This window comes from Limnohabitans sp. MMS-10A-192 (genome assembly GCF_003063335.1).
Lineage (GTDB): Bacteria > Pseudomonadota > Gammaproteobacteria > Burkholderiales > Burkholderiaceae_C > Limnohabitans_A.
The window spans coordinates 7,501-32,641 of record NZ_NERX01000011.1 but is presented as its reverse complement, the minus strand read 5'-3'; the positions used below and the strand labels follow the sequence as shown (position 1 = coordinate 32,641).

Genomic DNA, 25,141 nt, shown 5'->3' with positions numbered 1-25,141 from the left:
TCCTCTTGTTCGAAACTTGAGCGAACAGGATTTACTTCTTGGCCGAGCCCAGCAGCACGGCGTGCAGGTCAGAGCCAAAGGCGTTGACTTGTTCCATCACCGCCTTGTTGCGGCGCACCAGGAAGTTGTAGCCCAGCACCGCAGGCACCGCCACAGCCAAGCCGATGGCGGTCATGATCAGGGCTTCACCCACGGGGCCTGCGACCTTGTCGATCGAGGCTTGGCCGGACATGCCGATCTTGACCAGCGCGTGGTAGATGCCCCACACGGTACCGAACAGACCCACGAAAGGTGCGGTCGAGCCCACCGTGGCCAAGACAGCCAGGCCGTCTTGCATGCGGCTTTGCACATTGCCAATGGCACGCTGGATGCTCATGGTGACCCATTCGTTGAAGTCCACAGCGCCCAGCAAGCCGGTGTGTTTGGAAGCGCCTTCCAGCCCCTTTTCTGCGATGAAGCGGAAGGCCGAGCCCTCTTCCAGAGTGTCTTTGCCCTGGGCCACGGTGTTGGCGGACCAGAAGGATGCTTGCGCAGCCTTGGCTTGCTTGTTCAGCTTGGCCTGCTCAGCGAACTTGGTGAAGATCACATACCAAGAGCCCATGCTCATGAGCACCAGGATCAGCAGTGTGCCTTTGGCGACCAAGTCGCCCTGGCTCCACAAAGCGGCCAAGCCGTAAGGATTTTCTTCAACCACAGCCGCTGCGGCCGCAGGCTCCACCGCTTGCGCCATGACCGAACTCGCCACGAAAAGAGTGAGCAACAAACTTGTGCGAAGGATCAGTTGGGGTGTGATGTTGTTCATGATGAGGCGCTCCTCGAGATGCTTGGGGAAATGGTTGAAGGGTGAAGGGCTTGAATGGATCATTCCAGACGCCAGGTGTATCGCATGCTGGCCCAAGCTTGCTCGGGTTTGCCATCCACCGTGGCCGGGCGGAACTGGCAACGCGACAAACCCGCGCGGGCCGCTTCATCCAGGCGTTTGTAGCCGGAAGATTTTTCGATTTCAGATTGGATCACTTTGCCATCGACCCCGATCAGAAAGCGCAGGCTCACTGTGCCTTCTTCCTCCATGCGGCGTGATGCGCTGGGGTATTCGGGCTTTTCACAATTGGCCGAGTTCACCACCGCCGAGGTGCGAACCGCATCGGCCTTGCCTGCCGGCGCCGATGGAGCGGGTGTGGCTGCGGCTTGTGGCGCAGCCGAGACGGCTGCGATCGCATGGGCAGCGGGTGCAGCCAGGGGCGCGGGCACATCGGGCACAGGCACTGAAGCTGTAGGGGGTGGCAGGCTTTTGGGCGGTGGGGGCAGTTTGGGGGCAGGCTGGGGGGGCACCAGATCCGGTGGCGCATCGGCCAGCAAAATCGCTTCGACAGGGCGGCTGATCTTTTTGACAAATGACTGGGCCAGTCCGGAGTTGATGGCCCAAAACAGCAAGAGGTGCAAGACGATCACCAGCCCCAGCCCGAACAGGTGCTTGGTCGGCTTTCTTTGCCGGCTGGCGTAATCGTTCATGTGGGGTGTCCTCCGAGATCAGGCGGTGCAGTGGTCCTGTGCGCGTGCTGGTTTTGTTGAGCTTGGATTGTAGGTGGCCTGTGTGAAGCTGCGCGTGCGCAAATCAACGCACGCGATGTGAGCGCATCTCAAAGCGCTGCGGCGCTTGGCCTGCCGAGCCCTCTTGCCGTTCACCGGTGATGATCTGACCGCAGCTGCCCGCTTGCACCTTGCCCAGCCAGGTGGCGGCGATGCGTTGACCGTCGTGCGACTCTTCCATGGTGAACTCACCCTCTTCGATGTCGGCGGCCACTGCGTAGTGCTGGGGGTTTTGCATCAGCGCACCGCGCAGGCTGCCCTCGTGCTCGGGGTGCGGGCGCAGCAACAAAGTCCATGCAGCAGCTTGACCCGCCCATTCCACGCGCCATGAACCCACGAGCTGTTCGGCTGTGATGTCTTCGTTGGCACAGCCGGGGGACGATGGCACGGTGGCGCATGCCGACAGGCCCGCGATGCAGGCGCTGGTGATCAAGCCAGACAGCTTGCGAGAGGGTTTCATGGTTTGGCCTCTGCGGCAGAGTCGGCAGCCCGCTTGGCAAACTCGGCGCGCAGGGCACGGAGTTTTTCGCGCGGGTCTTCCTTGGTGGTGTTTTCGTCCAGGCGCATTTCGGCGATGAAGCGGCTGGGCAAAGCCGCCACCATTTCGCGGCCTTTTTTGCGGCGCTTGGTCCAGCTCACGGCCAGGCTGCGCTGGGCACGGGTGATGCCCACGTACATCAGGCGGCGCTCTTCCTGCAGGCGCTGCAAGATGCCCTCGCTCATCGGCCCATCGCTTTTGCCAGAATGGGGTTCATCGTCGCCCAGCTTGAAAGGCAGCAGCCCTTCGTTCACGCCCACCAGCATCACATGCGGCCACTCCAGACCCTTGGACGCGTGCAGGGTCGACAGCGTGACCACGTTTTGGTCTTTCTCGCGTTCGTTCAATGTGGAGATCAGCGAGATGGTCTGCGCCACATCCAGCAGGTTTTTGGTTTCGGTGGCTTGGGCCCCGGTGGCGTCTTCGATTTCGCCGCCGCAGCGCCCGGCCATCCAGTCGCAAAACTCCAGCACGTTGGTCCAGCGGGCACTGGCCACTTTTTCGTTCTCTTCGCCGTCGTACAGGTGCGACTCGTAGCCGATTTCCTTGAGCCACTCCAGCAAAAATGCCAGCGCATCCGTCTTGCCCAGAGTGTGGCGGGCGCGGTGCTCCAGGTCGTTGATGTAGCGGCCAAACTCGTGCAGGCCGTCCACGGCGCGGGTGTTCACCGCGCTGGGCAGGCTGCCCGCAAACAGCGCCTCGAACAGGCTCAGTTTGTATTGCGTGGCGAATGTGCCCAGCTGGCCCAGCGTTTGGTGGCCGATGCCGCGCTTGGGGCTGGTGATGGCGCGCAAAAACGCCGGGTCGTCGTCGTTGTTGATCCACAGGCGAAACCAGGCGCACAGGTCCTTGATTTCGGCCTTGTCAAAAAAGCTCTGCCCGCCCGACACCTTGTAGGGGATGTTGGCGCGGCGCAGTGCTTGCTCAAACGGCCGGGCCATGTGGTTGGCGCGGTAGAGGATGGCAAAGTCCTTGAACTCGCGGTGTTTGGACGGGTTGATTTGGCCGCCACGAATCGACTGGATGCGGGCAATGGCCCGGTCGGCCTCGTGTTCTTCGTTCACGGCGTCGACCACGCGCACGGGTTCGCCTTCGCCCAGCTCCGAAAACAGCGTTTTGGGATACAGCTTGGGGTTGGGCTGGATCACGTTGTTGGCGGCCCGCAAGATCGCGCTGGTGGAGCGGTAGTTCTGCTCCAGCTTGATCACTTTCAAATTCGGAAAGTCTTGCGGCAGGCGCTTGAGGTTGTCCAGCGTGGCGCCGCGCCAGCCATAGATCGACTGGTCATCGTCACCCACCGCCGTGAAGCGCCCCCGCTCGCCCACCAGGTGCTTGAGCACTTCGTACTGGGTGGCGTTGGTGTCTTGGTATTCGTCCACCAGCACATGGCCCATCTTGGCCTGCCAGCGTTCGCGCACCTCGGGGTAGTCGGCCAGCAGCTTGAGCGGCATGCCGATCAGGTCGTCAAAGTCCACGCTCTGGTAAGCGGTCAGCCGTTCTTCGTAGAGCGCCATGATGCGGGCGATCACGCGGGCGTTGTCGTCGGGGGCTTGGGCTGCGGCCTGCTCGGCGTTCAGGCCCATGTTTTTCCACAGGCTGATGGTCCACTGCCACTGGCGGGCGGTGGCCGCGTCGGTGGTGCCGCCGCAATCTTTGAGGATGCTGGTCACATCGTCCGCATCCATGATGCTGAACTGCGGCTTGAGGCCCAGCACATGCCCGTCTTCGCGCATGATGCGCACGCCCAAGGCGTGGAAGGTGCAGATCAGCACGTCTTTGGCGGCCCGGCCAATCAACTGCTTGGCGCGCTCGCGCATTTCAGCGGCGGCTTTGTTGGTGAAGGTGATCGCCGCAATGCGCTTGGGCTCCAGCCCCACATCGATCAGGCGCCCGATCTTGTGGGTGATCACGCGCGTCTTGCCCGAGCCAGCGCCCGCCAGCACGAGGCAGGGGCCCTGAACATAGTTCACGGCTTCAAGTTGGGCGAAATTCAGACCGGCAGACATGGGGCACTCAGGATCATCAGGGCAAAGCCGATCATCATAGCGGCCCGGCTGCCAGGTTGGGGTCCCTTGGCGGGTGGTCCGGTGGGGCGCGTGTCGGTCTGGCGACGGGTGGGGCGCTGTGGGGGCGGCGACAATAAGGCCATGCTTGAAGTTTTGCGCATCACATTTCCGTTTTTTGCCCTGGTGTTGTGCGGCTATGCCGCCGCACGCAAAGGCTTGTTGCCACTGGAGGCGATCCCGGGTCTGAATGGCTTTGTGCTGTTTTTTGCCTTGCCCTGCATGTTGTTTCGGTTTGGCGCCAGCACACCGATTGCGCAGTTGTTGGATGCGGGGGTTTTCTTCACGTATTTGGCGTGTGCCTTGATCATGGTCGCCTTCACGATCGGGGTCAGTCTCAATGCCCGCATCCGTTGGAACGACGCGTCCTTGGGCGCTTTGGTGGCCGCTTTTCCCAACACGGGCTTCATGGGCGTGCCTTTGCTGGTGGCTTTGCTCGGCGCGCAGGCAGCCGGCCCCACCATCGTGACCATCGTGGTGGACATGGTGATCACCAGTTCGCTGTGTGTGGCCTTGTCGCGCATGGACACCGCAGGCGAGCACGGGGTGGCCGGTGCTGCGAAAAAAGCCTTGGCCGGCGTGGTGCGCAACCCCATGCCTTGGTCGATTTTGTTGGGTGCCGCTTTTTCATTCTGGAGCTTTGAACTGGTCGGTCCGGTGGCCAAGACGGTGGGTTTGCTGGCCGATGCGGCATCGCCAGTGGCCTTGTTTACCATCGGTGCCGTGCTGGCCCGCTCGCAAATGTTGGCACATGAGCGCCCCCATGGACCCTTGCGCGCAGGGGACTATTTACCGGTGGCGGTGATCAAGTTGCTGGTGCACCCCTTGTTGGTGTTGTTGGCCACGGTGGCCGCAGTGCAGCTGGGGGTGAAGATCGAACCTCTGGCCGCGACCGTGATGGTGCTGGTGGCCGCTTTGCCCAGTGCCAGCAATGTCTCGCTCTTGGCCGAGCGCCTGGGCGCTGACAACGGGCGCATCGCCCGCATCATTTTGGTCACCACGGCGGTGGCGTTCTTGACCTTCTCTGGCGCGGTGGCTTTGATCAAGCCCTGAGGCTCAGCTTCAAATCGCCTGAGGATCCACGTCCACCAGCCAGCGGATCACACCCTTGTGTTCGGGCTGGCTGCGCAAGTGGTGCAACACGCCGTGCAGGTGCCACAGCATTTTTTGCAGGGCCATGCGCGAGGGGCTTTCTAGCAGCATTTGGGCGCGTTCCACATCGGCCACGCGTTGCATGCTCATGGGCACGGCGGGATAGAGACTCACCTGCATCACCAAGTCGGCCGTGGCCGGGTCGGCGCTCAGTTGGGCTTCCAGGGTTTCGCGTGCGGCGTTCAGCAGACCCTGGGCCACGTCCTGACTGCGGGCATCGGCGCGCAGCAGGGCCTGGTGGCTGATGGGGGGCAGGTCGGCGGCGGTGCGCTCGGCCAGCTCGCTGGCGGCAAAGGCAGGGTAGTCGTGTTTTTTCAGCGCCTCAAACAGCGGGTGCGTGGGGTGAAAGGTTTGCACCCACATCTCACTGGTGGCGCTTTGGCTGGCTTCGCGCCCGGCACGACCTGCGGCCTGCATCAGCAAGGCAAACAGCCTCTCGGGCGCCCGGAAGTCGCTCGAAAACAGCGCCGTGTCGGGGTTGACCGCCGCGACCAGGGTGATGCGCCGGAAATCATGCCCCTTGGCGATCATTTGGGTGCCTACCAGGATGTCCACCTCGCCCGAATGCACCGAGGCCAGCTGGCTTTCCAGGGCGCCTTTGAGCCGCGTGGTGTCGGCATCGATGCGGGCGATGCGGATCGGTGAGCCATCGGGGCGTTTGACGTGGGCCAGCAATTCGCCCAGGTGTTCTTCCAGTTGCTCGGTGCCGCGGCCAATGGGGGCGATGTCGGCGTTGCCGCATTCAGGGCAGGCGCGTGGCACCCGCTCGGTCAGGCCGCAGTGGTGGCAGCGCAGCGTGCGGTCGATCTTGTGGAACACGCGGAAAGCGCTGCAATGTTTGCACTCGCTTTTCCAGCCGCAGTCGGCGCAATGCAGCACCGGCGCATAGCCGCGCCGGTTGAGCAGCAGCATGCATTGCTCGCCGCGCTCCACCCGCTCTTGCAGCGCGGCCAGCAGTGGCGCGGACAGCACGGCTTTTTTGGCCTGGTGGTTCATGTCCACCCGCCGCACTTTGGGCAGCAAGGCGGTCCCGATGCGCGAAGGCATGTGCAGCCGCAGGTAGCGGCCCCCTTCTTCGGCGGGGCGGCTCAGGTGCCAGCTTTCCAGGGATGGCGTGGCCGAGGCCAGCAGCACTTGCGCGTTGTGCAGGCGACCCCGGTAGACGCCCAAGTCGCGGGCCGAGTAGCGGGCGCCTTCTTGCTGCTTGTAGCTGGGGTCGTGCTCTTCGTCGACCACGATGAGTTTCAGGTGCGGCATGGACGCAAAAATCGCCATGCGCGTGCCCAGCACGATGCGGGCATGGCCCGCGTGCGCGGCCAGCCAGCCTTTCAGGCGCTGTGCAGGCGTCATGCCGCTGTGCATGGAGACGACCGCTTGTTCGCCAAAACGCGCTTGCACCCGCTCTTCCAGTTGTGGGGTCAGGTTGATCTCCGGCACCATCAAGAGGGCCTGGGCCTGCGGGTCGGCCAGCAGCATGCGCTCGACCGCTTGCAGGTAGACCTCGGTTTTGCCGCTGCCGGTGCTGCCGAACAGCAAAAAGGGGCCAGCCTGGCTTTGCATCTGTGCCAACACGGCGATTTGTTCATCCGACAGTGCATGGCCCGGCTGGACTTGGACTGCGGCAGCTTGGGCTTGCTTCTTCAGGCGCCTGGCCAATTGCTCTGAACTCAGGTCTCGCAACTGGGGCGGCAGGGCCGACAAGGCCACTTCACCCAAGGATCGCTGGTAGTACTGCGCCGAAAACTGCACCAGTTGCCGCCAACGCTCGTCCAAAGGCGGCAGACCTTCCAGCAAGCCCGTGGCATCACGCACCGCCGAGGCGGGCATGTCGGCAGGTGCCGTCTCTGAAACCGCCCACACCACGCCCAACACCTCGCGCTTGCCCAGCGGCACGCGCACCAGCTGGCCGGGCTGCACGTCAAACGGGCAGCGGTAGCTCAGCAGCCCCCCGATCTGGCTGTGGGCGGGGGTCTGGACGGCAACATCGATCCAGTGGTGGGTGCTCACATTTTTTCCAGTGTCTTGGTGGTGTTGATGGATTTGATGGTTATGGAAATTCTTCAAATCAGACCTAAGTCCTTGATTTTGAAGTGCTTTGGCAGTCATCCCAAAAAACTGTGGATAACTTTGTGGAGAACCGGGGCTGGATGTCCGAGAAGCCTTGAAAATCAAGCCTTCCGCTAGATTGCCCACGCAATGTGCAAATTTAAAAATCTATTTGAAATCAACAACTTGCAAAGTTGGCAGGTGCTTGGCTTGGGCGTTACGAAATGTACGATCTCGCCAGGAGCGGTTTGAATTTTTGTGCATAAGTCAAGCATCCAAATGCATTTATTTGCTAAAAAAATGGCATTTGGAGCTTGTTTTTTATGCTAGCCAGACATTTAAGCCGCCGAGCGCAAATGGCGAGAGTGCTGGTGCACCGCTTCTACCAGGGCCGAGACATGTTCGGGCGAGGTGAACTGGCTGATGCCGTGCCCCAGGTTGAAGATGTGCGTGGGGCCGGTTTGTGTGCTGTCCGCGTGCGGCGTGCCGAAGCTGTCGAGCACGCGGCGCGCCTCTTTGGCGATCTGCTCGGGTGGTGCAAACAGCACATTCGGGTCGATGTTGCCTTGCAGGGCTTTGCCGGCGCCGCCGACTTGGCCGCCCACCAAAGCACGCGCACGGCCCAGGTTCATGGTCCAGTCCAGGCCCAGCACATCGCAGTTCAGACCCGCCATCTCGGGCAACCACAATCCGCCGCCTTTGGTAAAGACGATGCTGGGGATGCGCTGGCCGTTGTGCTCGGTCTTGAGCTGGCTCAGCACGCGGGCCGTGTAGGCCAGGCTGAATTCCTGGAAGGCACCATCGGCCAGCACGCCGCCCCAGCTGTCGAAAATCATGGCCGCTTGTGCGCCCGCTTCGATCTGGGTGTTCAGGTACAGGGCCACGGCGTCGGCGTTGATCTCCAAAATGCGGTGCATCAGGTCGGGGCGGCTGTACATCAGGCTTTTGACCTGACGGTAGTCATCAGACCCCTTGCCCTCGACCATGTAGCAAGCCAGCGTCCAGGGGCTGCCCGAAAAGCCGATCAGCGGCACGCGACCGTTCAACGCTTTGCGGATGCTGGTGACGGCGTCGAACACGTAGCGCAGCTTGTTCATGTCAGGCACGGCCAGCTCGGCCACGGCCGCTTCGTCGCGCACGTTTTTGGCAAAGCGTGGGCCTTCGCCCTGGGCAAATGACAGACCCAGGCCCATGGCATCGGGCACCGTCAGGATGTCGCTGAACAAAATGGCGGCGTCAAAAGCGTAGCGCTCCAGCGGCTGCAAGGTCACTTCGGTGGCGTAATCCACGTTGGTGGCCAGGCCCATGAAGCTGCCGGCCTTGGCGCGGGTGGCGCAGTATTCGGGCAAGTAGCGACCCGCCTGGCGCATCAACCAGATGGGGGTGTGGTCGGTGGCTTGGCGCAGGCAGGCGCGCAAGAACGTGTCGTTGACCAGGGGGGCGAATGAAGAGGAGGAAGGACTTGTGCTCATCCCTCGATTGTCGCAGGACTGCCTGCGCCCTCACCCGGCAGGGCCGGGCAGCTGCTCACAAACTCCGCAGGGCTTGCTGAACCTCGGCCACGGAGGGCAATTCGGACAGCAACACCGGTGCACGGCCGGGTGCGTACAAGGCATACACCGGCACGCCACTGCGGCCCAAAGCCGTCAGCGCTTGCGTGATGGCCGCATCGCGGCGCGTCCAGTCGGCGCGCAGCAGCACGACTTGGCGTGCGTCCAAGTCGGCCAGCAAGGCGGTATCGGACAAGGTGGTTTTCTTGTTGTATTGACAGGTCACGCACCAGGCGGCCGTGAAGTCCACAAAGACCGGACGCCCTGCGGCCAGTTCGGACTGCACACGGGCTTCGGACCAGGCTTGCCAGCGGGGTGCTGATGCGGTGGCGGTTTCGCTGTGGGTCGCCTGGCTGGACGGCGCTTCACGCAAGGCGGCGGGCAGCACGCTGAGCGTCAGCCATGCGAGGGCGAGCAAAGCCAAGGCGCTCAAGCCCCAGCGGGCACGGCCCTGCAAACCCAGGGACCACGCGCCAAACGCCACACACAGCAGCAGCGCCAGCAGGCCGGTTGCCCCGTCGATGCCCGCTTGTTGACCGAGCACCCACAACAACCAGATCACGGTGGCGAACATCGGGAAGGCCATGGCCTGACGGAACACCACCATCCACGCGCCGGGCCTTGGCAAGGCCCGCGCCACGGCAGGCCAGAAACTGGCCGCCAAATAGGGCAAAGCCATGCCCAGGCCCATGGCGACAAAGACGGCCAAGGCTTGCCATGCGGGCAAAGCGATGGCCAGTCCCAGCGATGTGCCCATGAAGGGGGCGGTGCAAGGTGAGGCCACCGCGACCGCCAAAACACCTGACAGACCGGCGTTGACGGTGGTGTGGCGGCTTTGCCAGCTGGCCAGGCGGCTGGGCACCATTTGGCCAAATTCAAAAACACCCGCCAGGTTCAGGCCGAGCAAGGTGAACAGCAGGGCCAGACCTGCGACCACAGCCGGTGATTGCAGTTGAAACCCCCAGCCCAGTTGTTCGCCCGCTGCGCGCAAGCCCAGCAGCAGCCCGCCCAGCAACAAGAACGAGAGCACCACACCCACGGTGTAGGCCAGGCCTGCAGCGCGGTGGTCTGCGCGGCCTTGGCCAGGTTGGGCAAAGCCCAGCACCTTGATGGCCAGCACCGGGAAGACGCAAGGCATGAGGTTCAGCAGCAAACCGCCCACGAAGGCGCCCACAAGGGCCAAGAGCAGGCTGCCCCAGCTGCCGCTGTGCGGTGGCGGGGCTTTGGCGTTGTCTTTCAGGGCTTGGGCCAAGGCCGGCGACACGCTGGCGCTGGCTTGGGCCAAGGCGGGCCAGGCGCCCTTGACAGGGGTGTCCACTTCAAAAGCCGGGGCGCGAGGCGCCGTTTCTGGGCCTGCGGCGATCACCCAGCGCATGAGGGCGGGGCTTTCGCTGCGCTCATCGGACACCGGCATTTGCGCCGTCCAGCGGTCGCCTTGCCAGCTTTGGGTCCAGGTTTTGCCCTGCACGGCGGCGTTGTTCACCACATTGGCCGTGACGGGGAACAGGCTCAGGGTTTGACCGCGCCACGCAGGCGGCAGGGCTTCGATGCTGAGCGTCACGGTGCGCCCATCGGCAGAAACGTTGGCTGTGTGCGAGCCTTTGAGGCTTTGTGGGCTTTGCTTTTGAGCCGCGTCAAACAGATCGCCATGCAAGGCGGTGGCGCCTTGGGCAGGCAAGCTCAGCTCAAACTGTCCCTCTTGAGGAATGCACGCTTCGCGGCAGACCAGCCATTCGGCCTGCAGCTGGATTTTCACCGGGCCCACCACGGGCGCTTTGAAGTCGGGGCCAACGTTCACGGACACCGGCAGCAGCACCGTGTTTTCATAGCCATAGTTGGCCAGGGTGCCGATCGGGATTTTCTTGGGCAAGGGCCAAGCGATCTCGCCCACTTGCAGTCCCGCAGGCAACTTCCATTGCAGCCGCGTAGGCAGGCCAGAGTCGCCGGGGTTTTGCCAATAGGTGTGCCAATGCGTTTGGTGCACGATTTGCAGGCCCAGCCAGAAGGTCTGGCCCGCCTGAAGGCCTTGCGGTGCGTGTGCAAGCAACTCCGCGCGGACTTGCTCGGTTTTGAAGGTGGCGCCGGGCACTTGGGCGTGAACGGGGGCGGCCAGTCCACACCAGAGCGCAGCGATGCAGCAAGCCGAGGAAAGGCGCGAGGTGCGCAAAGCCGACAGGAAAAGCGAGAAGGGGTTCAGCATGTAGGAGCACAGCGCTGCCGTGACCAGCGCGCTTCATGGAAAGTGGCACTGTACACCGAGGGGCCGGGCTCCATTAAGATGCACCCATGCATACCCCTTGCCGTTTTTGGGCCGACCTGACCACCACCGACTTCGCCACGCTGGCGCTGGACCGCACCATTGCGGTCTTGCCTGTGGCCGCGACCGAGCAGCATGGGCCGCACTTGCCGCTGTCGGTGGACACCGATTTGGTGGAGGGGGTGGTGGCCGCCAGCTTGCCGCATTTGCCCGCCGATTTGTCGGTGCTGTTTTTGCCGACCCAATCGGTGGGCTTCAGCCCGGAGCACGCCCGCTTTGCCGGGACCTTGACGCTGAAATCCGAAACCATCGTGCGCTTGTGGACCGACATTGGCGAGTCGGTGGCCGCCAGCGGTGTGCGCAAACTGGTGCTGTTCAATGCCCATGGCGGCCAGGTCAGCGTGATGGACTTGGTGGCGCGTGACTTGCGTGCCCGTCTGGACATGTTGGTCTACAGCGTGAGCTGGTTCAACTTGCCCTTGATTGACGCCCAAGGCCAGGATGTCAATGCTTTGTTCAGCGCCGAGGAGCAGCGGTTTGGAGTGCATGCCGGCGATGTTGAAACTTCCATGATGCGTGCTTTGCGCCCAGAGCGGGTGCGCATGGATGCGGCGCAAAACTTTCGATCTTCATCGCAGGACCGCGCTGAGCGTTTTGAGATTTTGGGCAATGGTCGCAGTGCCAAGCTGGGCTGGCAAATGCAGGATTACAACCCCCATGGCGCAGCAGGCAATGCGCGCTTGGCCACGGTTGAAAAGGGTCAAGCCTTGCGCGAGGCCGCGGGCCGCGCCTTGGCGCAGTTGCTGGTCGAAATGGACCAGTTGCCACCGGATACTTTGACCGATCGGATCGGCGCTTAAAAAACGGGCAAAACCAGCTCGCAGTGTTGACTGCTCACGCCGCGTGGGTATTCCCGGGTGGAGTCGATGCAGCCGCCGCTGGCGTAAACCCCTTGCGGATCGCGCATGCGCAACATCCGGGACAGCACGTCTTGTGTTGCTTGTGGGCTGGCGCAGGTTTGGGCCACATGCTGCGCCACCACGTGTTCGTTCATCTGCAATTGACCTTGGGCATCGGTGTGAACGCCGTCGCGCCAGTGGTAGATCTCAATGGCCTTGGATTCCAGTGTGAAGGGTTTGTCACGTTCCCAGAAGTTGCTGAATAAACCACCGCCCATGTAGATGACCCAGGAGCCTTCGTAACCCATCACGTCCGATGAGCGTTCGTCCGGGTTGCGAAACCACAGGCGATCGCCGGGTACGTAATAGCGCGTGGGCAGCGGCTTGTCCATGCTGCCATATTCGATGAGAAAAACGTCATGGAACTGGCCCGATCGGATGGCGTGGCGTTCGTTGGTTTTTTGCAGTTCTAGCAAGAGATGGGGGTGGTGCTCTTTGAGCTCTTGTGCAATGCCCAACAAAATCACGTATTCGCTGGCCCGGTAGCACGAAAAGTCATACAGCCTGCCTGTGACTTCGGGTTGCGTGGCGCTGATCAGTGCATCGATCAGGCACACGCCAGGTTGAAGGATGAAGCCATGCTCTTCGTCGTAGTGCCAGTAACGTTCGGGCCGTTCGGCCGCTTCGGTTTTGAAGGCCAATGCGGTTTTGCGGGCGGCCAGCGTCATGTGTCGCCTCACCCGGACATGAGAAGCCAGCGCGCCGAGGTCCGCAAATTTGAATCGACAAGGCGATCCCAGCAGCGCCACCAGTATTTCACGGTCCAGACTGACCGGATCTTGGGCAATGCCAAGGTGCGCCAAGCCTTGGTGTAATGACAGGGTGTCGTGCTCTGGCATCCAGGCTTGCTGGATCTCGGGGCGCAAGGTGCAGACCAGTGTGGTCTCGGTGTCATTGGGTATCAACAGCGTTTGAACGGCATCTTCAAGCTGAAGTTTGGACAGCCACGCAGCCAATTCCTGCGCGGCTTGTTGTGCGCTGGATTCTTCTTGGAGAGAGAGCTGGATGCCGCCTTCAAGTGTCTTGAGGGCCGCCCAAGCGGTCGAACAATTCATGCAGACCATTGTGCACGTCTGCAGTAGGGGTATTGCCTAGGGATTACACCTGTTCGTGGTCCTGGGCATCAGGCGAAAGTGACCCAATTGGTGTAAGCCTCAGCATCCAGATGCGGCAGTGTGTTGTAAGTCAGCAGCATGTGCCGTTTGGGATTGAACACAAACTCGGTCAGGGCCGTGTTGCGGATGCGCAGGTTCAGCTCGATGGTGGTCTCCGGCGGGGTGCCCAACACGCGGCCCACCGCGGTCGAGATGGGGCCGCCACTGGACACGATCATCACGTCGCCTGAGTGGTTTTGCCGCACATGGTCAAGCGCGGCTTCGATGCCACCCACAAAGTCTGCATAACTGGGCATGCCGCGTGGCTGGGTGCGGCCGGCCATCCAGGCCTGCAGTGCATCGCGCAGCAGGCGAAAGTGGTGGCGATACAGCTCGGGGGTGTCGGGTTTGGCCAGCGGCTCAGGGTGGATGGCTTCGATCAACGCGTGGCTGTCGTATTCGTTCAGGCCCGGCCAGACCGAGGGCGTGTGGGGCAAGCCTGCGCCTTCGGCAATGCCTTCCCAGGTTTGGCGGTGGCGCTTCAAGCTGCCCATCATCACGGCCTCGATGGGTTGGCCCTGCAATTTGGGCCTCAGGTATTCGCCCAAGCGCACGGCTTGCTGGCGACCCAGTGGGCTGAGTTGATCGTAGTCATCGGCCCCGAAAGAGGCTTGTCCATGGCGGACCAAATAGAGTGTTCCCATGGGCTGCGATTGTGCGCAGACCGGACTCTGGCGCCTGTCGCTGGGGTGATCAGCGGCAGAGCTTTAGGGCCTGGTTCCGGCACCAACGGGCCGCTGTGCAGCGGCACACGCCGGACTCACAAGTTCACTGTGCCTTGAATGCAGCCGACCACATCGCCGCCGACCCAGACCTGGGCTTGCGTGTCTTGCGACAAAAACACCTGTCCGGCACGCCCCAGCACCGTGCCCTGGCGTGCGCTGTAAGTGCCGGGCATGTGGCCATCGGCCATCAGCCATTGGGCCAGCGATGCGTTCAGGCTGCCCGTCACCGGGTCTTCGGCCACGCCCACGGGGGCGGCGAAGGCGCGCACTTCCAGATCGGTCGGGTCGTTGGCGATGCGGGTGTTGGAAGCCGTGAAGGCCCGCGCTTCGCGGTTGGCGCGGCGTATCAGGCCTCCCGCTGGCGCTGGCCTGCGGGCCGCCACGCCGACTTTGGTGCCCAGCTTTTTCAGGGCGGCGTGGTCGGGTTCCAGGGCCAGCACTGTGTCCACACTGTCTACCAGCAGACCCAGCCAGTGCGGGCCGTTGTTCAGGCTTTGGGCGGCTATCACTTCCGAGGCGTCCAGTCCTAACGCGGCCAGCACCGGGCCGAGATCTTCGGCCGAGATGTCCGAGCGGCTCAGCGGTGGCGCTGCAAAAGCCCAGCGCTCGCCAAGCTGCTTCAAAGTCACCAGGCCAACGCCGCATTCCTGCACCAGCTGCCCGCTTTGCCGGGGCTGGCCGCCTACGCTCAGCCAAGCATGCGCCGTGCCCAAGGTCGGGTGGCCCGCAAACGGCAACTCCATGCCGGGCGTGAAGATGCGCACCCGGTAGTCGGCCCCGCCTGCAGCGCCCTCGGGCGTGGGCGGCAGCACAAAGGTGGTTTCGCTCAGCTGTGTCCAGCGGGCGAAGCTTTGCATTTGCGCGTCGCTCAGGCCCGTGCCGTCGAGCACCACGGCCAGCGGGTTGCCCAAGAAGGCGGTGTCGGTGAAGACATCCACTTGCTGGAAAGTGCGGGCTTGCATCGTGCGGTTCAGTTCAGGCGGTCAAAGCGATTCGCGGATCGCAGCTGCCAGCGCGGCCATGCCGGTGTTGATCTGGTCCACGGTGGCGGTCACAAACGACAGGCGCAAGGTGTTTTCGTTGGCGGCCCCAGCGTAAAACGCCGAGCCTGGCACAAAGGCCACGCCTTTTTCGACGGCTTTGTCCAGCAGTGGAATGGCTTTGAGGCCCTGGGGCAGTTGCACCCACAGGAACATGCCGCCCACCGGGCGGTTCCAGGAGAGGCCCAGGCCTGCCATTTCGCGGTCAAGCGCGGCCAGCATCGCTTCGCACTGCTGTTTGTAAAGCGCGCGGATGGTGGGCACATGGCGGTCGATGAAGCCGTCTTTGAGCACTTCGGCCACCACGCGCTGGTTGAAGCTGGGCGTGTGCAGGTCGGCCGCTTGTTTGGCTTGCAGCAGTTTGGGGTACAGGGCCTTGGGCGCAACCAAATAGCCCAGACGCAGGCCGGGGGCCAAAATTTTGGAGAAGGAGCCCAGATAAACGCTGCCCTCGGGGTGGCGTGAACTCAGCGATGGGGCAGGTTGTTCGTCAAACCACAGGTCGCCGTAGGGGTTGTCTTCGATGATCGGCAGACCAGACTCGACAGCCACCTGCGCCACGGCGGCGCGGCGTTCTTCGGTCATGGTGCGGCCGGTGGGGTTCTGGAAGTTGGGCAGCAGGTACACAAAGCGCGCTTTGTCAGCCCCGGTGCCGACTTTGGCGCGCAGGTCGGTCGGGTCCACGCCGTGGTCGTCGCTGTTGACCGACACGGCCACAGGCTCCATGGGCGTGAAGGCTTGCAGTGCGCCCAGGTAGGTGGGCGTTTCCACCAGAATGCGGCTGCCCGCGTCGATCAGGATTTTGGCGACCAGGTCCAGGCCTTGCTGGCTGCCGGTGGTGATCAGCACCTGGTCGGGGTCAACGCACATGCCTTGTTTGAGCAGGTCTTGCGCGACCCATTCGCGCAAGGGGGCGTAGCCTTCGCTGGCCGCGTATTGCAAGGCGGCTTTGCCGTCGTCCCGCAGCACGCGCTCGCTGGCTTCGCGCATGGCGTCGATCGGGAAAGTCAGGGGCGAGGGCAGACCACCCGCAAAACTGATGATGCCGGGTTTTTCGGTGACTTTCAGGATCTCGCGGATCACCGAGGGGTTCATCTTGTCGGCGCGTCGGGCCAGGTTCCAGTTCATTTGTTTGCTCCGTGATGTGTGTTTATCGGGTGGCTGGGGCCTTGGCCATGCGCCGCCCCATGAAGACGGTGAGCACGACCAGCAGGGCAAAGCCCAGGGTCATCGCATCCAGTGATTCTCCCAGCAAAGGGACGGCGGCCAGAATGCTGATGAAGGGCTGCAGCAATTGCAGTTGGCTCACACGCAGCGGACCGCCCATGGACAGGCCCCGAAACCAAGCGAAAAACCCGGCCCACATCGAGAACACCCCGACGTACAGCAAGGCCAGCCATGAGGTGGTGGCGATCGGCTGTGTGGGCCAGGTGAGCCAAGTACCGGGCAATGTGATGGGCAGCGCCATCACGCAGACCCAGCTGATGACTTTTTCAGCACCCAGACTGGCGGTGACTTTGGCCCCGGCCACATAACCCAGCGAGGCGGCAACCACTGCGCCCAGGAGCAGGGTGTCGGCCCAGGTCAGGCCAAAACCATGCCCCATTTGAATAGCGCGCAGCACGCTGTAGACCGCGACCAGCGCACTGCCCAAACCGGCAAATATCCAAAATCCCAGGCGTGCCCGCTGGTGCATGAGCCAAGCCGCTGCCGCAGCTGTGGCCAGGGGCAACAAGGCGGTGATGACGGCAGCGTGGCTGGCCGTGACGTGCCGCAGGGCCCAGCCCAGCAGCAGCGGGTAGCCGATCACGTTGCCCGCCAGTGATAAATACAAGGGCCCGCGTTGTGCAGCGATTGGCCAAGGGGCATGCACGGCCAACAGGTAGATGCCCGACAGCACCCCGGCCAGCGCGGCCCGCCCCCAGGTTACAAACCAGGGCGACAGTTGTGGAGCATCGACCGTGCCGGTGGCCAGCCGTGTCATGGGCAAAGTGAGGGCAAAGATCACCACGCCCAGCAGGCCCAACCACAGGCCTTGGGTTTGTGCTTTCACGTCGTGCATGGGGACGCCTTCATGCACCGGTGGCGCGCAAACCATTCAGCAGCCAGACCACAGTGGCCAGCAGCGCCACGGCCATGCAGCGGTTGAACACCAGCAAGCGGCGGCCATGTGCCAGCCAGTGGCGCAGCATGGAGCCCGCGATTGCGTAGGTCAGGTTGCTGAAAAAACCATAGGCCACCATGATGGGCAGCAGCACCAGTGTGCGGGCGGTGGCGTCTTCACGCCCGGCCACCCAGCCGGCCACGATGGCCAAGGCCAGCATCCAGGCTTTGATGTTGAGAAACTGCAAGCCCACGCCTTGCACAAAGCCCACTTGCAGCTTGGCGCTGTCGGCTTGCTGCAAGCTGCCACTGCCCCACAGCCGTGAGGCGAGCCACAGCAAATACCCATTGCCCAGCACCACGATGCCCCAGCGCAAGGGCGGAAAAGCGACGACCAAGCCACCCAAGCCGGTGGCACACAGCACGAACAAAATGCCCCAGCCCACTGGCACTGCGCACACAAACCGCATGGCCCGGCGCAGGCCGTGGTTGGCGGCCATGGCGGTGGACAATGCGGTGTTGGGCCCCGGGGTGAAGCTGCTCACGGTGGCCAACACCAACAGTGCGCTGAGTTCAGAAGAGTTCATGCCTGTGAATGTAGTGCCAACAGGCTTCCATGAGGGTCGCCGTTTGGACTGCCCTTGACAGCGTCAGCGTGCGGACAGGATTTCCCAGCGCTCCATGGCGGCCAGCAACACGTCGTCGATCTCGGCGTCGCGCTTGAACAGTTGCTGTGCCAATCCCGCGTCGCGCTGGTAGATGCTGCCGTCCGCCAGTTGCGCACGGGCTTCAGCCTGTTCTTTTTCCAGCGCCTCGATCTTGGCGGGCAATTCGGCCAGCTCCCGTTGCTCTTTGTAGCTGAGCTTGCTGCGAGCGGGTGCGGCAGCTGGCGTCGCGACAACGGGTGCTGCAGGTGCTGGCGTAGCAACTGCGTTGCCACTGCGTTGCGCGGCTTGTGCGCGGATGGCCTGGCTGCGTTGCGACTGGATCAGCCAGTCTTGCACCGAGCCCTCGTATTCGCGCCAGAAGCCGGGCTGGTCCGGGGCACTTTCGCAGGCGATGATGCCGGTGACCACGTTGTCCATGAAGGCGCGGTCGTGGCTGACCAAGAAAACAGTGCCTTCGTAGGTTTGCAGCAGCTCTTCGAGCAGCTCCAGGGTTTCGATGTCCAGGTCGTTGGTCGGTTCGTCCAGCACCAGCACGTTGGCTGGTCGCGCAAACAAGCGGGCCAACAGCAGACGGTTGCGCTCGCCACCCGACAAAGACCGCACCGGCGAGGTGGCGCGTGCGGGCGAGAACAAGAAGTCGCCCAAATAGCTCTTGACGTGCTGGCGCTTGTTGCCGATCTCGATCCATTCGCTGCCGGGGCTGATGAAGTCTTCCAGCGTGGCGTTGAGGTCCAAGGCGTCACGCATCTGGTCGAAGTAGGCCACTTCGAGTTTGCTGCCGCGTCGTACTTCACCGCTGTCGGCTTCGAGTTCGCCCAAGATCAATTTGAGCAAGGTGGTTTTGCCTGCGCCGTTGGGACCCAGCAAGCCGATCTTGTCTCCGCGCAGCAAGGTGCCGGTGAATTTCTGGATCACGGTGCGCACCGAGCCGTCGGGTTGGGTGAAGCTCTTGCTCACATCGGTCAGTTCGGCCACCAGCTTGCCGCTCGGCACGCCAGAGGCCACTTCCATCTTCACGTTGCCCACTTTTTCACGACGTGCAGCGCGCTCGCCGCGCAGGTTTTGCAGCCGCGTGATCCGGCTTTGGCTGCGGGTGCGGCGCGCTTCCACGCCTTTGCGAATCCAGATCTCTTCTTGGGCCAGCAGTTTGTCGGCTTTGGCCTGAATCACAGCTTCCTGCGCAAGTTGCTCTTCTTTTTGCACTTGGTAGGCGGCGTAGTTGCCCGGGTAGGGCCGCAGCTTGCCTCGGTCCAGTTCGACAATCCGGGTTGCAATGCGGTCCAGAAACGCCCGGTCGTGTGTAATGGCGATCACGCTGCCTTTGAAGTCGATCAACAGGTCTTCCAGCCAGGTGATGGCGTTCAGGTCCAGGTGGTTGGTGGGCTCATCCAATAAGAGCACATCAGGACGGGTCACCAAGGCTTGCGCCAGGGCCACACGCTTGCGCATGCCGCCAGACAGGGATTGAACGACTGCATTGGGGTCCAATTGCAGGCGCTGCAGGGTTTCGTCCAGCCGTTGCTCCCAGCCCCAGCCGTCGCGAGATTCGATTTGGCCTTGCAATGTGTCCAGGTCGCCACGGCTGTGCGTGTAATCGTCAATCCATTGCACAACGTCTGCCAGACCCTCGCGGACAGATTCAAAGATGGTGTGCTCAGGCATCAACAAGGGTTCTTGCGCCACATAAGCGATACGAACGCCCTGCTGCACATGCAGATTGCCGTCATCGGGGCGCTCCATGCCCGCCAGGATTTTGAGCAGGGACGATTTGCCCGTGCCGTTGCGACCAATCAAGCCGATGCGCTCGGACGTCTCCAAAGAGAAGTCAGCGTGATCGAGGAGTGCGACATGGCCAAAAGCCAGTGATGCGTTCAAGAGTGTGAGTAAAGCCATGGACCCATTATCCGGGGCGTAGGTACAAAAAAATGGCGGAAAATTCAAAAAGCTGGTTGGAGGCTAAAAAACTGTGTCATAATCGAGGGCTTCGCTGCACGCAAAGCAGCTTTCGAAAGAGAGCAAATGCAGGCAGCAAAGAGGTTTTTGAGAAGATCTTGATGATCAAAAAAATTTTCAAAAACTTGACGCGGCGTTGAAAACTGTGTCATAATTCAAGGCTTCGCTGATCGCAGCGAGGCAAGCAAAGTGGCTCTAAGCTGCTTGGGTTCTTTAAAAATATACAGCCGATAAGCGTGGGCGTTTGATGGTAATTGCCAAGTTCTTTGGAACTTAGCTTTAATTAGCTAACAAACGCTCATGAAGTAAAAAAGATGTGGATATCAGAAATGATGTTCGCGTCGATTCCAATTTATGAGTTGCTCGAAAGAGCGAAAAAAATCAAGATCGAACTATAGAGTTTGATCCTGGCTCAGATTGAACGCTGGCGGAATGCTTTACACATGCAAGTCGAACGGCAGCACGGACTTCGGTCTGGTGGCGAGTGGCGAACGGGTGAGTAATATATCGGAACGTGCCCAGTCGTGGGGGATAACGTAGCGAAAGTTACGCTAATACCGCATACGATCTATGGATGAAAGCGGGGGATCGCAAGACCTCGCGCGATTGGAGCGGCCGATATCAGATTAGGTAGTTGGTGGGGTAAAGGCTCACCAAGCCAACGATCTGTAGCTGGTCTGAGAGGACGACCAGCCACACTGGAACTGAGACACGGTCCAGACTCCTACGGGAGGCAGCAGTGGGGAATTTTGGACAATGGACGCAAGTCGGATCCAGCCAGTCCGCGTGCAGGATGAAGGCCCTCGGGTTGTAAACTGCTTTTGTACGGAACGAAAAGGTCTCTCTTAATACGAGGGGCTCATGACGGTACCGTAAGAATAAGCACCGGCTAACTACGTGCCAGCAGCCGCGGTAATACGTAGGGTGCAAGCGTTAATCGGAATTACTGGGCGTAAAGCGTGCGCAGGCGGTTATATAAGACAGATGTGAAATCCCCGGGCTCAACCTGGGAACTGCATTTGTGACTGTATAGCTAGAGTACGGTAGAGGGGGATGGAATTCCGCGTGTAGCAGTGAAATGCGTAGATATGCGGAGGAACACCGATGGCGAAGGCAATCCCCTGGACCTGTACTGACGCTCATGCACGAAAGCGTGGGGAGCAAACAGGATTAGATACCCTGGTAGTCCACGCCCTAAACGATGTCAACTGGTTGTTGGGTCTTCACTGACTCAGTAACGAAGCTAACGCGTGAAGTTGACCGCCTGGGGAGTACGGCCGCAAGGTTGAAACTCAAAGGAATTGACGGGGACCCGCACAAGCGGTGGATGATGTGGTTTAATTCGATGCAACGCGAAAAACCTTACCCACCTTTGACATGTACGGAAGTCGCTAGAGATAGCTTCGTGCTCGAAAGAGAGCCGTAACACAGGTGCTGCATGGCTGTCGTCAGCTCGTGTCGTGAGATGTTGGGTTAAGTCCCGCAACGAGCGCAACCCTTGTCATTAGTTGCTACATTCAGTTGGGCACTCTAATGAGACTGCCGGTGACAAACCGGAGGAAGGTGGGGATGACGTCAAGTCCTCATGGCCCTTATAGGTGGGGCTACACACGTCATACAATGGCTGGTACAAAGGGTTGCCAACCCGCGAGGGGGAGCTAATCCCATAAAACCAGTCGTAGTCCGGATCGCAGTCTGCAACTCGACTGCGTGAAGTCGGAATCGCTAGTAATCGTGGATCAGAATGTCACGGTGAATACGTTCCCGGGTCTTGTACACACCGCCCGTCACACCATGGGAGCGGGTCTCGCCAGAAGTAGTTAGCCTAACCGCAAGGAGGGCGATTACCACGGCGGGGTTCGTGACTGGGGTGAAGTCGTAACAAGGTAGCCGTATCGGAAGGTGCGGCTGGATCACCTCCTTTCTGGAAAACTGCAATTTAAATTGAACGCTCACACTTATCGGTTGTTGGAAGGTTGTCGCTGACGGCTAAGGCTTCATGCCTGGTCATTGGTGACCGGCTTGGGTCTGTAGCTCAGTTGGTTAGAGCACTGTGTTGATAACGCAGGGGTCGTTGGTTCGAGACCAACCAGACCCACCAATCCTTCTGAGGACAAGTGCTGAAAAGCGCTTAGGTTGAATATTGGGGGATTAGCTCAGCTGGGAGAGCACCTGCTTTGCAAGCAGGGGGTCGTCGGTTCGATCCCGTCATCCTCCACCATCACTTATCGAATGCTGATGGAGTCTGAAAAAGATTCCGAAAATTGTTCATTCAAAACAAAAGCTGCTTGGCAAGAGATTGCAAAGGCTGTTTTTGTGTTGATTGATATTGATCGATTAACAAGTGTCGAAAGACACACGGCTGTTCTTTAAAAATTCATAGAGTCGAATCAGAGTTGCCAGGGGAAACCGCACATTCGTAAAGGTTTAGTGCGGACCGTGCCCCTGGTGACAATTTTTTGATTGCGTCAAAACGAATATTCAAACGACGTTTGAAATTCAAGTAATGACGAATTGTTCTTTTAATATTGGATGGAAACATCCGGTGTTGAGGAATTATTCATATTACGGCATAACGCGTCAGGTGAAAGACCTGACAGACAGTCCTTGAAATAACGATGGGTTCTCGATAAGAGAGTTCAAAGTTATAGGGTCAAGTGACTAAGAGCATGTGGTGGATGCCTTGGCAATGATAGGCGACGAAAGACGTGAAAGCCTGCGATAAGCTTCGGGGAGCTGGCAAATAAGCTTTGATCCGGAGATTTCTGAATGGGGAAACCCACCCTTAGGGGTATCGCATGATGAATACATAGTCATGCGAGGCGAACCGGGTGAACTGAAACATCTCAGTAGCTCGAGGAAAAGACATCAACCGAGATTCCGAAAGTAGTGGCGAGCGAAATCGGAAGAGCCTGTTAGTGATAGCGCAATTGTTAGCAAAGCGGCATGGAAAGGCCGACCATAGTGGGTGATAGTCCCGTATGCGAAAACAAATGTGTGGTACTGAGCTAACGACAAGTAGGGCGGGACACGAGAAATCCTGTCTGAATATGGGGGGACCATCCTCCAAGGCTAAATACTCATCATTGACCGATAGTGAACAAGTACCGTGAGGGAAAGGCGAAAAGAACCCCGGGAGGGGAGTGAAATAGATCCTGAAACCGCATGCTTACAAAAAGTAGGAGCCCGCAAGGGTGACTGCGTACCTTTTGTATAATGGGTCAGCGACTTACATTCAGTGGCAAGGTTAACCGAATAGGGAAGCCGTAGAGAAATCGAGTCCGAATAGGGCGTTCAGTCGCTGGGTGTAGACCCGAAACCAAGTGATCTATCCATGGGCAGGATGAAGGTGCCGTAACAGGTACTGGAGGTCCGAACCGACTAATGTTGCAAAATTAGCGGATGACCTGTGGATAGGGGTGAAAGGCTAAACAAACTTGGAAATAGCTGGTTCTCTCCGAAAACTATTTAGGTAGTGCCTCAAGTATTACCATCGGGGGTAGAGCACTGTTTTGGCTAGGGGGTCATGGCGACTTACCAAACCAAGGCAAACTCCGAATACCGATGAGTACAGCTTGGGAGACAGAGCACCGGGTGCTAACGTCCGGACTCAAGAGGGAAACAACCCAGACCGCCAGCTAAGGTCCCTAAAATTGGCTAAGTGGGAAACGAAGTGGGAAGGCTAAAACAGTCAGGATGTTGGCTTAGAAGCAGCCATCATTTAAAGAAAGCGTAATAGCTCACTGATCGAGTCGTCCTGCGCGGAAGATGTAACGGGGCTAAGCCAGTTACCGAAGCTGCGGATTTGCAATTTATTGCAAGTGGTAGGAGAGCGTTCTGTAGGCCTGTGAAGGTGTGTTGTAAAGCATGCTGGAGGTATCAGAAGTGCGAATGCTGACATGAGTAGCGTTAAAGGGGGTGAAAAGCCCCCTCGCCGTAAGCGCAAGGTTTTCTACGCAACGTTCATCGGCGTAGAGTGAGTCGGCCCCTAAGGCGAGGCAGAGATGCGTAGCTGATGGGAAACAGGTCAATATTCCTGTACCGATTACAAGTGCGATGTGGGGACGGAGAAGGTTAGCTCAGCCAACTGTTGGATATGTTGGTTCAAGCCTGTAGTCGTGCTCGGTAGGCAAATCCGCCGGGCTTAGATGAGGGGTGATAACGAGTGTGCTTGCACACGAAGTGAGTGATACCCTGCTTCCAGGAAAAGCCACTAAGCTTCAGCTTGTAATTGACCGTACCGCAAACCGACACTGGTGCGCGAGATGAGTATTCTAAGGCGCTTGAGAGAACTCAGGAGAAGGAACTCGGCAAATTGATACCGTAACTTCGGGAGAAGGTATGCCCCTAGTAGGTGAACTCGAACAGAGGGAGCCCAATGGGGTTGCAAAAAATCGGTGGCTGCGACTGTTTAATAAAAACACAGCACTCTGCAAACACGAAAGTGGACGTATAGGGTGTGACGCCTGCCCGGTGCTGGAAGATTAAATGATGGGGTGCAAGCTCTTGATTGAAGTCCCAGTAAACGGCGGCCGTAACTATAACGGTCCTAAGGTAGCGAAATTCCTTGTCGGGTAAGTTCCGACCTGCACGAATGGCGTAACGATGGCCACACTGTCTCCTCCTGAGACTCAGCGAAGTTGAAATGTTTGTGATGATGCAATCTCCCCGCGGAAAGACGGAAAGACCCCATGAACCTTTACTGTAGCTTTGTATTGGACTTTGAACAGATCTGTGTAGGATAGGTGGGAGGCTTTGAAGCCGGGACGCTAGTCTCGGTGGAGCCAACGTTGAAATACCACCCTGGTGTGTTTGAGGTTCTAACCTAGGTCCATTATCTGGATCGGGGACAGTGCATGGTAGGCAGTTTGACTGGGGCGGTCTCCTCCCAAAGCGTAACGGAGGAGTTCGAAGGTACGCTAGTTACGGTCGGACATCGTGATAATAGTGCAATGGCATAAGCGTGCTTAACTGCGAGACTGACAAGTCGAGCAGATACGAAAGTAGGACATAGTGATCCGGTGGTTCTGTATGGAAGGGCCATCGCTCAACGGATAAAAGGTACTCTGGGGATAACAGGCTGATACCGCCCAAGAGTTCATATCGACGGCGGTGTTTGGCACCTCGATGTCGGCTCATCTCATCCTGGGGCTGTAGCCGGTCCCAAGGGTATGGCTGTTCGCCATTTAAAGAGGTACGTGAGCTGGGTTTAAAACGTCGTGAGACAGTTTGGTCCCTATCTTCCGTGGGCGCTGCAGATTTGAGGAAGCCTGCTCCTAGTACGAGAGGACCGGAGTGGACACACCTCTGGTGTATCGGTTGTCACGCCAGTGGCATTGCCGA

The 25,141-nt window shown here is 60.0% G+C and carries 16 protein-coding genes, 2 tRNA genes and 2 rRNA genes (1 of these 20 cut by a window edge); 6 read left to right on the top strand and 14 right to left on the bottom strand.

Features of this window, described 5'->3' with window-relative positions; genetic code table 11:
• Positions 1-31 precede the first annotated feature (31 nt).
• From B9Z43_RS16195 to B9Z43_RS16180, 4 genes are all read right to left on the bottom strand, one after another.
• A complete protein-coding gene (locus tag B9Z43_RS16195; protein ID WP_108326982.1) occupies positions 32-802 on the bottom strand; it encodes a MotA/TolQ/ExbB proton channel family protein in 771 nt (256 codons plus the stop codon).
• 59 nt (positions 803-861) lie between these two features.
• A complete protein-coding gene (locus B9Z43_RS16190; RefSeq protein ID WP_108326971.1) occupies positions 862-1,512 on the bottom strand; it encodes an energy transducer TonB in 651 nt (216 codons plus the stop codon).
• Between the two features lie 103 nt (positions 1,513-1,615).
• Positions 1,616-2,050, bottom strand: a complete 435-nt coding sequence (locus B9Z43_RS16185; RefSeq protein ID WP_199222329.1) for a hypothetical protein — start codon at positions 2,048-2,050, stop codon at positions 1,616-1,618.
• A complete protein-coding gene (locus tag B9Z43_RS16180) occupies positions 2,047-4,134 on the bottom strand; it encodes an ATP-dependent helicase (RefSeq protein ID WP_108326970.1) in 2,088 nt (695 codons plus the stop codon). The genes B9Z43_RS16185 and B9Z43_RS16180 overlap by 4 nt, the downstream gene beginning before the upstream one ends.
• A gap of 141 nt (positions 4,135-4,275) precedes the next feature.
• On the opposite strand from B9Z43_RS16180, the gene B9Z43_RS16175 reads away from it, so the two are divergent.
• Positions 4,276-5,244, top strand: a complete 969-nt coding sequence (locus tag B9Z43_RS16175; RefSeq protein WP_108326969.1) for an AEC family transporter — start codon at positions 4,276-4,278, stop codon at positions 5,242-5,244.
• A gap of 9 nt (positions 5,245-5,253) precedes the next feature.
• On the opposite strand, the gene priA is transcribed toward B9Z43_RS16175, so the two are convergent.
• The 3 genes from priA to B9Z43_RS16160 form a co-directional block, all read right to left on the bottom strand.
• Positions 5,254-7,350, bottom strand: a complete 2,097-nt coding sequence (gene priA, locus B9Z43_RS16170; protein ID WP_108326981.1) for a primosomal protein N' — start codon at positions 7,348-7,350, stop codon at positions 5,254-5,256.
• A 377-nt stretch (positions 7,351-7,727) separates the two neighbouring features.
• Positions 7,728-8,861, bottom strand: a complete 1,134-nt coding sequence (gene hemE, locus B9Z43_RS16165) for a uroporphyrinogen decarboxylase (protein WP_108326968.1) — start codon at positions 8,859-8,861, stop codon at positions 7,728-7,730.
• A gap of 55 nt (positions 8,862-8,916) precedes the next feature.
• Positions 8,917-11,139 carry a protein-disulfide reductase DsbD gene (locus B9Z43_RS16160; protein WP_108326967.1) on the bottom strand — a complete coding sequence of 741 codons (2,223 nt, stop codon included), beginning with the start codon at positions 11,137-11,139 and terminating at the stop codon, positions 8,917-8,919.
• An 86-nt stretch (positions 11,140-11,225) separates the two neighbouring features.
• Between B9Z43_RS16160 and B9Z43_RS16155 the strand changes: the two genes are divergently transcribed.
• Positions 11,226-12,056, top strand: a complete 831-nt coding sequence (locus B9Z43_RS16155) for a creatininase family protein (RefSeq protein ID WP_108326966.1) — start codon at positions 11,226-11,228, stop codon at positions 12,054-12,056.
• On the opposite strand, the gene B9Z43_RS16150 is transcribed toward B9Z43_RS16155, so the two are convergent.
• The 7 genes from B9Z43_RS16150 to B9Z43_RS16120 all read right to left on the bottom strand — a co-directional run bounded on the left by B9Z43_RS16150 (position 12,053) and on the right by B9Z43_RS16120 (position 19,738).
• Positions 12,053-13,210 carry a hypothetical protein gene (locus B9Z43_RS16150; RefSeq protein ID WP_108326965.1) on the bottom strand — a complete coding sequence of 386 codons (1,158 nt, stop codon included), beginning with the start codon at positions 13,208-13,210 and terminating at the stop codon, positions 12,053-12,055. The genes B9Z43_RS16155 and B9Z43_RS16150 overlap by 4 nt on opposite strands.
• Positions 13,211-13,278: 68 nt before the next feature.
• Positions 13,279-13,953, bottom strand: a complete 675-nt coding sequence (locus tag B9Z43_RS16145; protein WP_108326964.1) for a histidine phosphatase family protein — start codon at positions 13,951-13,953, stop codon at positions 13,279-13,281.
• Between the two features lie 116 nt (positions 13,954-14,069).
• On the bottom strand, positions 14,070-14,996 hold the full coding sequence (locus B9Z43_RS16140; protein ID WP_108326963.1) for a PhzF family phenazine biosynthesis protein: 927 nt from the start codon (positions 14,994-14,996) through the stop codon (positions 14,070-14,072).
• A 21-nt stretch (positions 14,997-15,017) separates the two neighbouring features.
• A complete protein-coding gene (locus tag B9Z43_RS16135) occupies positions 15,018-16,202 on the bottom strand; it encodes a PLP-dependent aminotransferase family protein (protein ID WP_108326962.1) in 1,185 nt (394 codons plus the stop codon).
• 22 nt (positions 16,203-16,224) lie between these two features.
• Complete coding sequence (locus tag B9Z43_RS16130) at positions 16,225-17,136, bottom strand: DMT family transporter (RefSeq protein WP_108326961.1); 912 nt, start codon at positions 17,134-17,136, stop codon at positions 16,225-16,227.
• A gap of 10 nt (positions 17,137-17,146) precedes the next feature.
• On the bottom strand, positions 17,147-17,764 hold the full coding sequence (locus B9Z43_RS16125; RefSeq protein ID WP_108326960.1) for a LysE family translocator: 618 nt from the start codon (positions 17,762-17,764) through the stop codon (positions 17,147-17,149).
• 63 nt (positions 17,765-17,827) lie between these two features.
• Positions 17,828-19,738 carry an ATP-binding cassette domain-containing protein gene (locus B9Z43_RS16120; protein WP_108326959.1) on the bottom strand — a complete coding sequence of 637 codons (1,911 nt, stop codon included), beginning with the start codon at positions 19,736-19,738 and terminating at the stop codon, positions 17,828-17,830.
• A gap of 449 nt (positions 19,739-20,187) precedes the next feature.
• Between B9Z43_RS16120 and B9Z43_RS16115 the strand changes: the two genes are divergently transcribed.
• The 4 genes from B9Z43_RS16115 to B9Z43_RS16100 form a co-directional block, all read left to right on the top strand.
• Positions 20,188-21,722, top strand: a 16S ribosomal RNA gene (locus B9Z43_RS16115).
• Positions 21,723-21,822: 100 nt separating this feature from the next.
• Positions 21,823-21,899 (top strand) — tRNA-Ile (locus B9Z43_RS16110).
• 44 nt (positions 21,900-21,943) lie between these two features.
• Positions 21,944-22,019, top strand: a tRNA-Ala gene (locus B9Z43_RS16105).
• A 430-nt stretch (positions 22,020-22,449) separates the two neighbouring features.
• A 23S ribosomal RNA gene (locus B9Z43_RS16100) occupies positions 22,450-25,141 on the top strand; it runs 185 nt beyond the window's last position.
• Together the 16S and 23S rRNA genes with 2 tRNA genes alongside form the textbook arrangement of a ribosomal RNA operon.

Coding starts and splice junctions, on each gene's coding strand:
- B9Z43_RS16195 (WP_108326982.1), bottom strand. CDS start 802: ATGAACAACATCACACCCCAACTGATCCTTCGCACAAGTTTGTTGCTC.
- B9Z43_RS16190 (WP_108326971.1), bottom strand. CDS start 1,512: ATGAACGATTACGCCAGCCGGCAAAGAAAGCCGACCAAGCACCTGTTC.
- B9Z43_RS16185 (WP_199222329.1), bottom strand. CDS start 2,050: ATGAAACCCTCTCGCAAGCTGTCTGGCTTGATCACCAGCGCCTGCATC.
- B9Z43_RS16180 (WP_108326970.1), bottom strand. CDS start 4,134: ATGTCTGCCGGTCTGAATTTCGCCCAACTTGAAGCCGTGAACTATGTT.
- B9Z43_RS16175 (WP_108326969.1), top strand. CDS start 4,276: ATGCTTGAAGTTTTGCGCATCACATTTCCGTTTTTTGCCCTGGTGTTG.
- hemE (WP_108326968.1), bottom strand. CDS start 8,861: ATGAGCACAAGTCCTTCCTCCTCTTCATTCGCCCCCCTGGTCAACGAC.
- B9Z43_RS16160 (WP_108326967.1), bottom strand. CDS start 11,139: ATGCTGAACCCCTTCTCGCTTTTCCTGTCGGCTTTGCGCACCTCGCGC.
- B9Z43_RS16155 (WP_108326966.1), top strand. CDS start 11,226: ATGCATACCCCTTGCCGTTTTTGGGCCGACCTGACCACCACCGACTTC.
- B9Z43_RS16150 (WP_108326965.1), bottom strand. CDS start 13,210: ATGAATTGTTCGACCGCTTGGGCGGCCCTCAAGACACTTGAAGGCGGC.
- B9Z43_RS16145 (WP_108326964.1), bottom strand. CDS start 13,953: ATGGGAACACTCTATTTGGTCCGCCATGGACAAGCCTCTTTCGGGGCC.
- B9Z43_RS16140 (WP_108326963.1), bottom strand. CDS start 14,996: ATGCAAGCCCGCACTTTCCAGCAAGTGGATGTCTTCACCGACACCGCC.
- B9Z43_RS16135 (WP_108326962.1), bottom strand. CDS start 16,202: ATGAACTGGAACCTGGCCCGACGCGCCGACAAGATGAACCCCTCGGTG.
- B9Z43_RS16130 (WP_108326961.1), bottom strand. CDS start 17,136: ATGCACGACGTGAAAGCACAAACCCAAGGCCTGTGGTTGGGCCTGCTG.
- B9Z43_RS16125 (WP_108326960.1), bottom strand. CDS start 17,764: ATGAACTCTTCTGAACTCAGCGCACTGTTGGTGTTGGCCACCGTGAGC.
- B9Z43_RS16120 (WP_108326959.1), bottom strand. CDS start 19,738: ATGGCTTTACTCACACTCTTGAACGCATCACTGGCTTTTGGCCATGTC.